The following is a 13,806-nucleotide window of genomic DNA, read 5'->3' as shown; positions in this document are numbered from 1 at the left end:
TTACACGTAACCGTGTTCCGGGCGCCAGACCTGCATCGCCTGGAACAACGCCTGCTGCTCAGCCGAGCGCGCGGGGTCGGGATCGGCACGCGCCGCCACCCGGCGAATGCGCTCCACATAGCTCGCCGGGAACCCGTGCCAGGCCGCGCCGTACCAAACGAGGTCACGGTACCAAGTAAACGGGGTCAGCCAAGCGTCGATATGGGTCTCCAGTGCAGCGTAGAAGAATACTGGCGTGCGCTGCCCTGCCAAAACCACTTCCGCCGTTCGCCGCTCATAACCACCCGGGCCCAGCCCCTCGATACGATCCAAAACGGGCCGGTCCTGCGCGTCGAGCTGATAGACGGCGCCCATAACCGTATGCCGGAGCTCATCGGTTGGCAGGATGTTGCACTTGGCCGAGCCGTCGGCATCGCTGCGTTTATGAAAGCGCAAATGGTAGCCAGCAAGCTCCGCCACACCCAGCAGCCGGCAAGACGGGGTACGCCGACCCAGCCGCAGCGGGTGCAGATTCGAACCATAGGCAAAATAATGACGCGGTCGCGATTGTGTCATCTCCCGTTCTCGATCCCTCTCTCGCTTTGCATTGTTCCCAAGCTAAGGTGGTTTGAATGCACCGCGCAAAGCTTATACTACGATCTCAACAGATCGGGCCCTATCGGATCAAATACGGCGCAACGCCACCGGAGAGTTCGGGCTGCCCCGTGCCGAGTCAGGTATTGTCTTGCAATCGCGCACCCCCCAGACGCTTGGAGTGTTATTACAAGACCTCGTATCTTGCCTTTTTCGTGGAACACCTGTCTGGGGCACACTAAGGCGGTGGTCAAGTATCTGGCACGCTACAGCCACCGCATCGCCATCAGCAACACCCGCCTCCTGGCATTGAGGACGAGTCGGTAGCCTTTCGCTACACCGACGGCCACCGGGTCAAGATCATGCGCCTAGCCAGTGTGGAGTTCGTGCGCCGCTTCCTGCTCCACGTTCTGCCCAAGGGGTTCATGCGCATCCGCCACTATGGCTTCCTCGCCAATCGCGCTCGCCGCGTGAAGCTCGCGCGCATTGGCGAGTGCCTGAGCCGCTCGGCACCGAGCAAGGAGACAACCAGTGAGGCGTGCACAAACGCCGCCGACACGGCGGTAGTCTATCCGTGCATGGCCTGCCACGGCGGTGTGCTGCGCGTCGGGACGCTGTTGTCAACGCCGCCACGACGGGAGAGCGGATGATGCCGAGCGATTGAGCTGAGCCGATGCCACCGACACGCCGCTGCCAAGCCCCGCAGAGGCCTGAGCTTGCGTGCGTCCCGAACACCGAAATTGCCCGGAGAGCCCCATGAATCCGCCACATTCACCGACATGATCCCCCGTTTTCGACCACCTACCGAGGTGATTCGGGACGCCGGCACCCCTGACGGGCGCCGTAACACCGCCGACGCCTCGACACAGCGCGTGGCGGATTAGCCCAACAGACATTTATCCGCCATGCTACGCACGACGGATAAATGCTTAGAAGTCAGGCAAGGTGGGGAGGGAAAGACAAGAATGAAATGGAAGTGTCTAAATGGAAGCCCGCTGTGGCTTCTGTGTGTGTTTGCATTGGCATGCAGTGCTGTCAACCATGCATCAGCTGGGGGAATGGTCACCAGTGCTAAGAGTCTCTTGACAGTTGCTACCAGAACCAGACTGCAAACGACTGCAAGTGCTAGAGAAGCCCTAGTCGAGTGGCTCGTTCGCCTTGACCCGCGAGGCGCAAAGGAGTTGTTCTCGGAACGTGCCGCGGGGACTCCGCCTCCTTGGCCGGAGGAGATTTTTACCCCAGAGGTACAAAAAGCCCTCCAGACAATTCTCCAGAATCGGGTTGCTTCGTTGCCTCATAATTATCCCACTACACCATGCACTGCGCCACAACGTCTAGCAGGCCTCTGTGGTTCTAGCGTTCTCATAGAAACATATTTTTCAAATTTGGTCGCGGCACTAGCTGAAGAAGCGAAGAGGAGTACTTTAAGGGAAGCTTTTCGTGGAGCGAAGATTCAGATCTTCGATCTTGAAGGTAAGCCCATTACCAGAAACAGTAGTTTATGGGCATCGGCTGTATCAGAATTCAATGAAAAGGGGATTCGATTGCTTACTGTGGTGCTAGGGGACGTTAGAGCAGAGCACCGTCTCGGAGAGGCTGTCGATAAGATTATTAAACAATCTGAGGGTAAGACCTTTATTCACCCGGATAAGGGCTGCTTTGGTCAGTTTACGATCGGTGCAATCGGTGGAACACTAATTGGAATAATCGATGAGATAGATCTTCGAACGAAAGAGATCACTTTAAAATTAGGTCCACTGAAATACCAATTAGAGTACGAGGAACTTGTGAACCACTTAGAGCAATTTACCAGGTCGAATACGCCTTCTGATAAGCCTAATGAGCCCATCCAGCCGACTCGCTAACCGCTCGCGGCTGATGGGTGTCGTTAGATTCAATGGATAACCGACTGAAAAAATGGATACGCTGGCTGAATGTTGTGCACGACGGCATTCAGCAACTGCTTGTGAAAAGAAACATCTTTTTGGACGTTCAGAAAATAATTAATAACAACCCAGACCTCGATAGGCCAAGTTCATTCTACTAAGGGGTGCTTTGAAAAAGCCTCGCTAGACTGCAGCGGTGTAGCTGAAATTGGGCTGACCAGAAGAGGCTTTATCAATAATATCACTAGTAAAATATTTTTCGCTTTTCAGCTTAGCTTATTTCTCCGTCTTTTTCTCCCAGCAACATGGTCTTCAAGGGATGCTTGAAGGTTAAAGTTCGATAGGGGAACGGAATTTCAATTCCGGCCTCGTCCAAAGCCTGTTTAATAGCCGCGATCACCTCGCCCCGCGAACGGCGAATATCCACCGGTGTAGGATCAGCCCACCACGTTACTTCAATATCAATACTGCTGGCTCCAAATGCTTGTGGAAAAATTTCAATCGGTCGGTCCTTGTGTACCGTCGAACATCCATCCACGGCGTGCTCAATCACGCGGACTGCATCGGTTACATTTTCACCATAGGCTATTCCGGCAATAATCGTTATTCGCCGCTGAGGCAAATCGGTTAGCACCTTAGTAGGATTGAGAAAGAGAAAAGAATTAGGGGCAATAACTAGCTCGCCAGAGGTTTGGCGAATTAAAGTTTGCCGAACGGAAATATTTTCCACCTTTCCGCTAATCCCCTCACATTCAATAAAATCTCCATTCTCAAATGGAAAACGCCAAAGCAGCAAAATTCCGGCGAAAAAATTCTCGAAAATATCTTTAAAAGCAAAACCCACAGCAATGGATACAATACCCATAGCACCCAAGGCCCGGGCTGGTGTTAAACCAGGGAATGTCACCATAGCAGCAAATAATATTCCAACGACCCAAATGCCAATACTAAGCAGCCGAGCGAGCAATTCGCGTAATGACCCCCGAATTTTAGAGTGACTCAAAAAAGCGCCTACTAGACGGACAGCAAGCGCAGACATTCCCCACGTGAACAATAAAATCAATACTCCCATCACCAGAAAAGGGCTATGATCCACAAAATTTGCCCAAATTTCCAGCACGGTATCTTGCATAGAAGCAACAATTTCTTCTATATTCGTGGGTACATTTTGAGTGGAAACAGAGTCAACAGCATCTGGCACAATATTCTCCTATCAGGAGCTCATGATTTTATTATAGTGTAGACTAATATAACCTCCCCACGAGCTTACTTGATTAGCGACTTTAGTAGCACTGGGTTTCTGGGAAGCGTCATTGCCCGCCGCCTTATGTGTCAGGTTCCGTGTGATGCTATTGGGCAGCGGGTCTGGCGTTTGCGCGTGGCATTGAGTTCCTTCCTTAGAACAGCGTTTTGAATAAAACAATGGTCCGTTTAAGCTTTGATTTAAGTGTTATTTTTCAATGGTTTTCTGATTTATCAAAGGATTACGCTGGTCCGACCCCGGCCTCTGCCCTGACTGGCCCAGGTGGTGCCGGGCCCGGCACCACCTGACGCTGAGCCGCGCTCCGGCCGGCGAGGTCGGCCGACCGGCTACGACTCATCAAATACAAGGCTTTGGGTAGATTATTACAGCGGGGTCAGCGTTATCTCTACCCGGCGGTTCTGGGCGCGGCCCTCGGCGGTGCTGTTGGAGGCAATCGGGTCATCCGGGCCGACACCAGCGGTGCGGATACGGTTGGCCGCCACGCCTTGTATGATCAACGAACTGGCAACGCTGTCGGCGCGTTTCTTCGAAAGCTTCATATTGTGCGCGTGGCCACCGGTGCTGTCGGTATGGCCCACTACATTCACCCCGGTCTGATCGTATTCTTTGAGCACCATAGCCACGCCGGTTAGGGTATTAGCACCGGCCGGTTTCAGCGAACTGCTGTCGATATCGAACGTGACGTTGTTCGGCATGTTCAAAATGATGGCATCGCCCTGACGCGTCACGCTCACCCCGGTGCCCTGCATTTTTTCGCGCAGCTTGGCTTCCTGCACGTCCATGTAATAACCCACGCCACCACCGAGCGCCGCGCCACTCGCGGCACCAATTAGCGCCCCTCTGCCACGATGTTTTTTAGCGGCGGCCGCACCGATCCCAGCGCCCACGGCCGCCCCTACCCCAGCACCGACACCGGCCTTACCGGCCTGACGCTCCCCGGTGTAAGGGTTGGTCGTACACGCAGCCAGTGCCAGCGCAGCGCTCACTGCACCTGCAACAATAAACAGACGACGTTCTTTCATATGGAAAACCTCAATTGCATCCCTGACATCCATCGGCACGCGCCGGTAACAATTTATCTCATCGGCTGAAAAGGCGCATTGGATTACGCTGCGCCACCCAACCGAAATTTCGCATAAATAATGGCGCCACTCAGGGGGTATTCGAACTGCGGGATATTACCATCCGCCCGGCCGTTGTTGGTTCCGAAGCGAGAGACAATGCGCGCCTGTTGTCACAGCGAGCTCTCTTAGATGTTTGATCCCCCAGTATATCCCCAGCGGGGCCTGCAGGATCGCCGCGAGCTCCAATGAGTAGACCCTAACCCTAATACTGCTACCTTAACGACCACAATTGTATATTGATCATGAAGTTGTGTGATTATTAAAGGCTAGGCTCTCGGAGCATTTCGGATAGAATTGATTGTGAGAAAACCCTCCCATCCGATCCCGAGAGCCTAGCCATGAAAAACTCTATTCGCTGCGCCCGCTCATGGCAAATCCAGCGCTTGAAGAGGTCCTTCCTACAAGTGCGCGGACTGCCGTTTTTCGATGTTTTATCCACCCGTGTGTTGAGCCAGTTCGCCGAACGCGCGTGCGGCGGGCGTGATCGGATATTCACCCCCTTGGTGGTATTGAAAGCCTTCCTCTTCCAGGTGCTCAGTCAGGACGGTTCGTGCAAACACGCGGTGGCGCGGGTGCTGTCCGAGCGGCTGCAAAGCGGCCAAAGCGCCAATTCCATCAACACCGGGCCGTATTGCAAAGCCCGCCAACGCCTGCCCCGTGCGCCCTTGGAGAACGCGGTCCGGGAGAGCGGACAGACGCTGCACCAACGCGCGCCTTCAGCCTGGGGTTGGCGTGGCCATCGCGTGGTGCTCGCCGATGGCACTACCGCACTGATGCCCGATACGCTCGATAATCAGCGTGAGTTCCCCCAACAGGGCAACCAACAACCCGGCCTCGGGTTTCCCATCGTGCGCATCGTGGCCCTGATTTCGCTCGGCGCGGGTGCTGTGCTCGATTATGCCCTCGGCCCTTATCAGGGCAAGGGCAGCGGAGAGAGCTCTTTGTTCAGCACCCTCCTGCACACCCTGCAGCCGGGCGACCTGCTACTCGCCGACCGCTACTACTGCACCTACGCGATCATGGCGTTGCTGGTCCACCACGGGGTGCAGGGGCTCTTTCAAAAGCATGCCCAGCGAAAGCCGCATTGGCACCGCGGCGAGCGACTCGGCGCCAAGGATCATCTCATTAAATGGGCCAAGCCGCCCCGCAAGCCCGTGTGGATGAGCGCACAAGACTACCTCAAGCTGCCGCCGACGCTGACCATTCGCGAGCTGGCAGTCAACGGCATCGTCTACGTCACCACCCTATCGAACCCCAAACGCTACCCCCGCCGCGCCCTGGCCGAGCACTACCGCTCACGCTGGACGATCGAGTTGGATCTGCGCAGCATCAAAACCGATATGGCCATGGAGCGGCTGCGCTGCAAGAGCCCAGAGCGGGTCAGAAAAGAGATCGCGGCTCATTTGTTGGCCTACAATCTCGTGCGCGCCAACTTGAACCGAGCCGCGCAGTGCTTCGAGAAAATCCCGCGCCAACTCAGCTTCAAATCGGCGCTACAATTGCTCAACAACGCCGCCTCCCAGCTGTTGCTACTGTCTGGAAAGGCACTGCAGGCTTTTGCCACCGCATTGCTGCAGGCGATGGCGTTGTCCCCAATAGGCCGGCAAAAACGCCTGCCACAACCCCGTGCAGTCAAACGACGCCCTTAAGCCCTATCCCTTGCTCACCAGGCCCCGCCATGCGGCGTGCTAAGCCATCCGTCGGCCAACGAATTCGTTAAGGTAGCAGTATTAGACCCTAACCCTGCTACCGGATGACTCCCCCAACCGGGCGCTTCGCTGCTTACGGGCGTAAGCAGCGGCGGCGCACATCGCGCACCAGCGCGCCGAAGGTGCCGGCGGTGATGTTGTAGTGGCCGATACTATAGCCGGGCAGCGCCTTCTCGGCACGCCATAGCGCGTGTGCGTCGATCAGTGAGCGGATACTGTAGGTATCCCAAAGCTTGGGGTTTTGAGCGCGCCACTGTCGAGGCCGCGATCGGCGCAGCGGGGGCGGGGTTCATAAACGCCCAGACCAGCGCCGCGACCCAGCCGAGCAGCGTCTAGCCGAAAAACAAATCTAGGGCAAAATTGCCCCGGCGTTGTGATGTTTGCGCCCGGCAGCGACCAGCCAGGGCAGGAAATAAACGGCCAGGAACAGGCCGAGGACCAAGATGGGACCGACGATCTCGCGTGCGGTGAGCAGTAGCGCCCAGGCGGCGATGATTCCGACCAGTATGACGAACACGATCAGGATGTCTTTCATGCGGTTCCCCTCATTCCAAGTGATGTACCGGCAAGCCCACGGTGAAAACTTTCTTGTTATCGTGGCCGCGCCGAGGCGGGCGGCGTGCCGGCGAGTGCCGCGACGGCGAGCGCGGTTTGCCGCATGATCTTGTGCGTGCCGGCCTCCAGGCGCTGGTAGTGGCGCCAGTGCAGCCCGAGCTGCGCGGCCATCTGCATTTGGGTCAGGCCGAGCTCACGGCGCACCGCGCGCAGCTCCTCGGCGGTCACAGCAGCACCAACTTGACCAGCACGGCGGCGTTGAGTGCGATCAGCACGCCGAGCATCCAGTGAATACGATCGATCTTGGCCTCAAGGCGCTGCTCGACAGCGGTGATCCCCGAGCGCAACGATTGCTCCACGGCGTCGATCTTGGCCTCCAGGCGCTGCTCCACAAGCTTGATCCCGGAGCGCAGCGTACCGGCGACACCGTCGACATGTTCCTTGGTCGCGATCGACTCCATCATGAGCTCGTGCAGCGCGCGGGCTTGGGCGTTGGCCTGCTCCAAATCGACGCCGGCGCTCTCTAGGTGCAGCGCGTAGGCGAGCGTATCGAAGCGCCCGCCGGAGTTGGCTTTCGATTCCTTTGCCGCGTTGTAGAGCGCCTGGGCGTGGGCCTTAGCTTGCGCCTCGCTAAGCCCGAGCTCTTGGAGCTGCTTGCTGTATTTGAGTGTGTCGAGCATCAATCGTCGCCTTCCCGCAGCTCCAAGCGCCGCTCGATGCGCTCCACGCGCCGGGCGAGCCCTTGCATCGTGGCGCGGTCATCGCCCGCGCCGGCGTAGATGAAACCGACCGTGTGCTCAATGCTGGATAATCGCGTTTCGATCCGCTCCAGGCGCTCGCCGTGTTCACCGAGGATTGCGCGTATGGCCTGGAGGTGCTTGATGATCAGGCTGTCGTCGGTCATGTCTCGCTCTGTGCCTCGCTTGGAAAGTAAAGCTACGTCATTATGACGCAAATACCAAGGTAATCCGATGCCCAGTGCTACCGAAGACCTGCTGATCCGCATCGACGCGACCACCGAGCAGTTGCGCCGCGAGCTGCGTCGGGCCGACGAGGTGGTCAACGGCAGCTCGCGTAACATCAACCGCCGGCTCGGGTGGGCCGATGCCGCCTTTACGCGCTAGCAATGAAATCACGACTCGGGGCATACAAATTAGACGATATATCGACCATGATCACCTAAAGGTAAAATTGTCGGGTTATTTCCTTCCATAACACCGACAGCACAGCTTGATGTGCCGTAATAAAATCCGATCATGCAAACATCAAAAAACAAAATGACCGCGTATAATACAGAGCTATTCAGTCTGACAAAGTAGATGGCGGGACTCGCATAGGACCAAAATTGATACTTTCAAAGGCAAAAAGGCAGCGAACGGTCTACGCCTCCGATATGTCAGGACCCTTCATTGACCCTGGCATGCAAGACCGGCCGAATAGAGCCCTTTGCTCTCCCCGCCAATTCAGCGTGACCTGTAAGTAAAACAAAAGCCATCGAGTCTAACTAGTAGCTTACCCTTTCAAGTTTCGACTCGGTTTATCTGTAATATGTAATTATGAAAGCATAAATTAATTTAGTTGGGTGGTTTATATGTGCTTTTCTGCAACAGCTTGTTTTACTGCCGCAGCCATTCTGATACCCACTGGAGTTTATACTCTAAACAAATCCTGTCGTGGTGATAAACGTTATCTGGCACTGGCGAGCTTTCCACTTTTATTTGGGATACAGCAAATCACCGAAGGGGCTCTATGGCTTTCTTTTGAACAAAGAGCCGGCTTTAGTATTGATATGGCCGCAATGGGATTTCTTTTCTTTGCCTATTTCTTATGGCCATTCTTTGTTCCCCTGGCCGCCCTTCTTGTTGAAACAAAAACTTCGCGCAGAACGTTATTCAAGGGATTTACCATTATCGGCTTTCTCTTTGGGGCCTCACTCTACATACCATTATTGATAAACCAGGACTGGTTATCTGTAACCACCGTTAAAGGTTCAATACTGTATGAGTCTACCTTAATCTATGATGGCATCATACCGAGAACAACGCTGAGAATTGTCTATGCGGTAATTGTCGCAGTTCCCTTGCTGTTTTCCACGGTTAACAGCCTCAGGATTTTTGGAGCCCTTATTTTTATCTCTGTCACCATTAGTGCCGCCTTATTCGCTTATGCCTTTGTATCCATCTGGTGCTTCTTTGCCGCAATACTCTCTGCGTTTGTTGTTTATATAATTCATCATGAGGCAAAACATCCACCAAAAAGCTAAGCGTCAGTTCCAGCTGATGATGTGCTTGCTCGGGCGCGAGCTGAACTCAAACGCCCATGAAGATTGGGTTTCGCCCGGCTGCAGATATTAAGTTGCGGGCGGCTGCTCCTCTGCCACACCGCACGGCTTATAAATAAGTAACCGCCTTTAAGCCAGCGCCCGCAAGGCGATCGCTACGCCTGCGAGAAACTCTCCACCAACTCGCGCACGCGGGCTTTGGCGTCGCTCAGAATCGGCTCACCGTCGCCGACCAGCAGACGATCGAAATCGACCGTCTCGCAAAGGCGCTTGACGCTCGCGCGCAGCGCAGCGGGATCATCGAGCTTCGCCTCCGGCAGCAGCCGGCATTTACCCGGCGGATCGCTGATGATCGCATCACCGACCAACAGGAGGCGCCGCTCCGGCCAAAAGAGCGCCACCTCACCTGGTGATTTGCCCGAGGCATCGAGCACCCGAAACGGTCCGATGGTCTGATCCACGGCCAGATCACCATCGATTTCGGTCCCCTGCTGCCGGGCATGACCGGCATCCGCTGGATGGATCAGGACCTGCGCACCGGTATGCTCCCGCACCTGATTGGCGGCGCGCGAGTGGTTGCGATTGGTGAGCACGATCTGCGCCACACCCGTGGCAACGAGGCGTTCCAGCTCCTCGGCTTCGGCTTCGACCGGATCGATAACGAGGTTACCTCCGGGGTGCATCACCAGATGGCCGTTGAAATTGTAGTTTTGCGGCTGGGCCAACCGCGACCACATATGAATACCCGCGACGATCTCGCGCATGGCTCGCCTCACTCAATCTGTAGCTTGCATCGATGCTGGCTATGGGACAATGCCAGCCGTAACCAGTATAAGATAAAATTTGCTTGGCTTCGCTGCCAGGGCCAGATCACCGTACCCACTCCCGGTACACTGAGCGGACCTAAACTCAGCGACCGACCCACTCGACTGAGCCTCGCGGCACGCGGTAGCATGACTGTAGATTCCATAGGCTGAATGCCGCCGCACCCGGCAGCGGGTTTACCACCACTGCCCGAGGGCTAGCGGCCGGTCGGCTTAGGGGTCACAGCTTCGCTTCCAACCCAGTCAGCGCAGCGTGCGGCGGCTCGAAGGTTGAAGTAAATACAAGCTCATCATTACGGTTGCGATGAATCACGCCATGCGAAGAGCGGCTGTGCTGCGCCGAGAAATCCTTATGTTGGTGGGTGTGCTATTGCTCACCGCGTGCAATCCCTCGCCCCATGAGTTCCGATTGACCGACATATCCGGCTCTCAGGCCAAACTGGCGCTCTTTAAAGCACCCACCGCCGAGGGCAAACGACTCACCGCCGAGGACTTGCGCGGCAAAATCGTGGCGCTGTCTTTCGGCTACACACACTGTCCGGACATCTGCCCTACTAGCCTCGCAAAACTCCAAGCCGTCGTGCAGCGCCTGGGCGAGGCGGCCGATGACCTACGGGTGGTCTTCGTAACAGTGGATCCCAAGCGCGACACGCCGGCGGTGCTCGAACGCTACATCCACTCGTTTAACCCCCGCTTCATCGCCCTGCGACCCGATCCCGAAGCGCTGCCCAAATTGACAAGCCGCTACCATTTGACCTACAGCTACGGAGAACCGGACGCTGCGGGCAACTACCCCGTCAATCACACCAGCACGCTGCTGATTTTCGATCAAACGGGACGAATGCGGCTGATGGGCCGCCACGACGACAATCCCAAAGACATCGCCGGCGACATCGCCTATCTGATCAACCATCCGAGTTAGTTCATTCGCAGCCGGGCACCCGATTTCCCCTTAAAGCTGTAGGTTGATGCATCCGCAGCGCCTGCCTAGCATGCCTATAAAGCAAACCTTTGCGGAGAACACCATGACTTACGTTGTCACCGAAAACTGTATCAAGTGCAAATATACGGACTGCGTGGAGGTATGCCCGGTCGACTGCTTCCACGAAGGACCCAATTTCCTGGCCATCGATCCCGAGGAGTGCATCGACTGCACGTTGTGCGAGCCCGAATGCCCGGCCGAGGCGATATTCTCCGAGGATGACCTGCCGGAGGAGCAGCATCATTTCCTCGAACTCAACGCCGAGCTCGCCCAAAAATGGCCCGTGATCACCGAGATGAAAGACGCGCCTAAGGACGCCGAGGAATGGGACGGCAAACCGGGCAAACTCCAGTACTTGGAGCGCTGAACCCGACACCGCAGGCCCGTCCAGTGTCGCCGCCCGTGACGGCACCGCTTGCCACCACGGTCCGAATCATCACAGCCAGTCGAGCAGCGAGAGCCCTAGGCTGAAGCGATTGTTGACATGATCGTAATCGATCAGGCTCTCCCCGTAACCGTAGAACCATTGCAGATAACCCTTGAGCGGTCCACCCAACAAAGGGAATACCCAGTTGAGCTGCACCGCCCCACGTAGGGCCTCCGGCTTGAGGTTGGAGCGCAGCAACAATCCGAAAGTCTGCTCGTTGTGCCGGTAGACCCCCAAGAATTCACTGCGTCCGACAAAATTCTCGATGTTGGGATTATCGTCGTTGCTGGCCGACTCCGGAATCCGCCACCAACCTCGAAGCTGGAAGCCGAACTGTTCATTGTCGAATAACACGCCACCGATGAGTCGATTCCAGCTCCTGGAAAGGGGGTCGGAACGGCCGTTGGATTGATGATTGAGGCTCAGCGTAAGCAGCCGGCCGTGGAGCCCGAGCAGGTTGAAACGGGTGCGCAGCGAATAGATCAACTCCGGCTCGTAATTGGTCTCCCGAAAGGGTGACGAGACATTGCTGTTGTAGGCCTGCCAAAATGAAAGCTGCGTATAGCCAAACCAGAGATCGCCGCCGTTGAGGAGCAGATTCCGCCACAGCGGCGCCTTGAAACTGAACTGGAATTTGACCTCTAGGTCGTCGATATCGGCAGCGTCGCGACTGCCGGTAGGCTTTTGGTTGGGCCGGAAATTGTAGGACAGCGGCAGGGCATAGACGGGCTTATAGGGAGTGAAAAAGCGCGCCCAGCCCCGCTGCGACGTGACTTGCCAGCGCCGGCTCAATCCAACGGCAGTCGGCGTCTTCTCCGCCCGCTCGGCTGCGGCCGTAGCCTGCTCGACTGAGGCATAGGCATTCGTCGAGCTGCTGGAGCGACTGTGCTCCGCTGGCTGCTCATATTCGCCACCTTCTTGGGGCTGGCGGCCCATCGCGCCATCGTAGCAATGCAAGCGCTCCTGGGCGTTCTCCAACTTGACACAGGCCTGCAGACCCGCAGCGTCGAGCGCGACGACCGCAGATGGTATGAGCATGAGAACCAACAACCCGAACCAACGCACTAGCATCCGAGTAAGAGCGCTCGTCGACTGACCGCCTAGCGCGCGCTCAGTCTCGGCGCGGCATAGGGCATGCCCGCGACAGTAGGCACCAACGAGCGGACGAGCGAGTGAGCACGGCCCAAAAGGCATCAGGAACTGGAGGCGGCATTACCAGTATGGCCCTTATCCGCACCCGTCGTCGCCTTATCGGCCGGCTCCTCCTTCGTCTGCTTGACGAGCGCCTCCCGCTTGAGGTCGTGGATTTCAGCCACCACCGCCTTACTCACTTTGAACACATAGTCATCGGCCGAGGTCCGTAGCAGGTAATCATCACCCTGAGCGGCCTTGCTAAAGCGGTATTTCACCGTGCGTCCGTCTTGCAGCGTCAACGTATAACTCAACTCGGGCACCGGCGCTCGGATCGACTGGTCTGCTTTGCCCTGCACGTCTTCGAACGTGAGATGGGCCAATCGATCGATGATCCGAGCGGCTTCCTCCGCATCCGTGCCGGCACCGTTGCCCAGCCCAGCGAGCTGCCATTTGTCGTCCTTACGCTGCAGCGTAAACGAGGGCAGATCGATGCGGACGATGTCCCGAGGCTTTTGTTGCAAGACATTACGATCCATCCACTGGTTGGGCTCGATGCTCGCCTGCCAGAGTCCAAAGGCAATTTCGTAGACGGCCTTACCCGTCTCCGATCGAGCGAAAACCTCGTTTGGTCCAGCCGAGTCTCCCAAATAGAGAGTGGCCAGCGCATCCTCACCGTGTTTCAGCGTGATGCGACGCTCGAAATCCGCCGAGCCTACATGAAAACGCTGGTCGGCCCCTTCGGTAACGGCCACCGGCAACCGCGGCCGCAAGTCACGCAGTGCCACGAGAAAGCCATCCACCTTGGATGCGTCGGCCGGAAAACCCTCGCGGGAGGGCAGGTTCCAACCCTCGGCACCCTTGCGCAGCGTAACCGAGCCTTCCTCACGGGTATCGATCACAATGGTGTCGACCTGATCGCGTGCGAAAACGATCAGAGGTTGGCCAGGCTGAGCGAGCGTGTAGCGCTCGGCGTTCCAAAATAGCATCCCGGCAAGCAAAAGCTGGGCCGCGAGCACGCCAGCCAAAATAATGTTCAGCCGTTTCATG

15 protein-coding genes and 2 pseudogenes are annotated in these 13,806 nt (G+C 56.7%); 7 read left to right on the top strand and 10 right to left on the bottom strand.

What is annotated here, in order from left to right; genetic code table 11:
* Positions 1-555: a gamma-glutamylcyclotransferase family protein gene (locus NB231_RS13395; protein ID WP_005003790.1), complete on the bottom strand. Its 555-nt coding sequence runs from the start codon at positions 553-555 to the stop codon at positions 1-3.
* Between NB231_RS13395 and NB231_RS20375 the strand changes: the two are divergent.
* Positions 436-1,223, top strand: a pseudogene (locus tag NB231_RS20375) (transposase). The gene NB231_RS13395 and the pseudogene NB231_RS20375 overlap by 120 nt on opposite strands.
* 531 nt (positions 1,224-1,754) lie before the next feature.
* The gene (locus NB231_RS13385; RefSeq protein ID WP_156777017.1) at positions 1,755-2,438 is read left to right on the top strand and encodes a hypothetical protein; all 684 of its coding nucleotides are present in this window, start codon (positions 1,755-1,757) and stop codon (positions 2,436-2,438) included.
* 292 nt (positions 2,439-2,730) lie between these two features.
* On the opposite strand, the gene NB231_RS13380 is transcribed toward NB231_RS13385, so the two are convergent.
* Positions 2,731-3,660 (bottom strand): mechanosensitive ion channel family protein, encoded by a 930-nt coding sequence (locus NB231_RS13380; RefSeq protein ID WP_040662429.1) that lies wholly within the window; start codon positions 3,658-3,660, stop codon positions 2,731-2,733.
* A 425-nt stretch (positions 3,661-4,085) separates the two neighbouring features.
* Positions 4,086-4,745 (bottom strand): OmpA family lipoprotein, encoded by a 660-nt coding sequence (locus tag NB231_RS13375; protein ID WP_040662426.1) that lies wholly within the window; start codon positions 4,743-4,745, stop codon positions 4,086-4,088.
* Between the two features lie 440 nt (positions 4,746-5,185).
* Here NB231_RS13375 and NB231_RS13370 point away from each other — a divergent pair.
* Positions 5,186-6,539, top strand: a pseudogene (locus tag NB231_RS13370) (IS4-like element ISNmo2 family transposase).
* 366 nt (positions 6,540-6,905) lie between these two features.
* Here NB231_RS13370 and NB231_RS13365 read toward each other — a convergent pair.
* Genes NB231_RS13365 through NB231_RS13350 form a run of 4 tightly spaced genes read right to left on the bottom strand, consistent with a single transcriptional unit; the run spans position 6,906 to position 8,015 of the window.
* On the bottom strand, positions 6,906-7,091 hold the full coding sequence (locus NB231_RS13365; RefSeq protein ID WP_005003778.1) for a hypothetical protein: 186 nt from the start codon (positions 7,089-7,091) through the stop codon (positions 6,906-6,908).
* 56 nt (positions 7,092-7,147) lie between these two features.
* Positions 7,148-7,339 (bottom strand): helix-turn-helix domain-containing protein, encoded by a 192-nt coding sequence (locus NB231_RS13360; RefSeq protein ID WP_005003776.1) that lies wholly within the window; start codon positions 7,337-7,339, stop codon positions 7,148-7,150.
* Positions 7,336-7,791 (bottom strand): CCDC90 family protein, encoded by a 456-nt coding sequence (locus NB231_RS13355; protein ID WP_005003775.1) that lies wholly within the window; start codon positions 7,789-7,791, stop codon positions 7,336-7,338. Before NB231_RS13355 ends, NB231_RS13360 begins: the two co-directional genes overlap by 4 nt.
* Entirely contained in the window at positions 7,791-8,015 is a 225-nt protein-coding gene (locus NB231_RS13350; RefSeq protein ID WP_005003774.1) for a hypothetical protein, read from the bottom strand. Before NB231_RS13350 ends, NB231_RS13355 begins: the two co-directional genes overlap by 1 nt.
* 67 nt (positions 8,016-8,082) lie before the next feature.
* Here NB231_RS13350 and NB231_RS18720 point away from each other — a divergent pair, with 67 nt between their 5' ends.
* Both NB231_RS18720 and NB231_RS13345 read left to right on the top strand, forming a co-directional pair.
* Complete coding sequence (locus NB231_RS18720; protein ID WP_005003772.1) at positions 8,083-8,235, top strand: hypothetical protein; 153 nt, start codon at positions 8,083-8,085, stop codon at positions 8,233-8,235.
* A 467-nt stretch (positions 8,236-8,702) separates the two neighbouring features.
* Positions 8,703-9,374 (top strand): DUF6629 family protein, encoded by a 672-nt coding sequence (locus NB231_RS13345; RefSeq protein ID WP_040662423.1) that lies wholly within the window; start codon positions 8,703-8,705, stop codon positions 9,372-9,374.
* A gap of 173 nt (positions 9,375-9,547) precedes the next feature.
* Here the strand turns inward: NB231_RS13345 and NB231_RS17015 are convergent, their stop codons facing one another.
* Entirely contained in the window at positions 9,548-10,156 is a 609-nt protein-coding gene (locus tag NB231_RS17015; RefSeq protein ID WP_005003766.1) for an MBL fold metallo-hydrolase, read from the bottom strand.
* Between the two features lie 376 nt (positions 10,157-10,532).
* Here NB231_RS17015 and NB231_RS13335 point away from each other — a divergent pair, with 376 nt between their 5' ends.
* Together NB231_RS13335 and fdxA are read left to right on the top strand one after the other, a co-directional pair.
* Positions 10,533-11,138, top strand: coding sequence for an SCO family protein (locus NB231_RS13335; protein ID WP_040662421.1), 606 nt, complete (start codon positions 10,533-10,535; stop codon positions 11,136-11,138).
* Positions 11,139-11,241: 103 nt separating this feature from the next.
* Positions 11,242-11,565: a ferredoxin FdxA gene (fdxA, locus tag NB231_RS13330; protein ID WP_005003762.1), complete on the top strand. Its 324-nt coding sequence runs from the start codon at positions 11,242-11,244 to the stop codon at positions 11,563-11,565.
* A 69-nt stretch (positions 11,566-11,634) separates the two neighbouring features.
* Here the strand turns inward: fdxA and NB231_RS13325 are convergent, their stop codons facing one another.
* Both NB231_RS13325 and NB231_RS13320 read right to left on the bottom strand, forming a co-directional pair.
* The gene (locus tag NB231_RS13325; RefSeq protein ID WP_198007302.1) at positions 11,635-12,663 is read right to left on the bottom strand and encodes a phospholipase A; all 1,029 of its coding nucleotides are present in this window, start codon (positions 12,661-12,663) and stop codon (positions 11,635-11,637) included.
* A 155-nt stretch (positions 12,664-12,818) separates the two neighbouring features.
* A complete protein-coding gene (locus NB231_RS13320) occupies positions 12,819-13,805 on the bottom strand; it encodes a DUF4340 domain-containing protein (protein ID WP_005003759.1) in 987 nt (328 codons plus the stop codon).
* Position 13,806 lies beyond the last annotated feature (1 nt).

The sequence above is a fragment of the Nitrococcus mobilis Nb-231 genome, from assembly GCF_000153205.1.
Lineage (GTDB): Bacteria > Pseudomonadota > Gammaproteobacteria > Nitrococcales > Nitrococcaceae > Nitrococcus > Nitrococcus mobilis.
The sequence above is the reverse complement of the archived record's forward strand: the minus strand, read 5'-3'. Positions and strand labels throughout refer to the sequence as shown.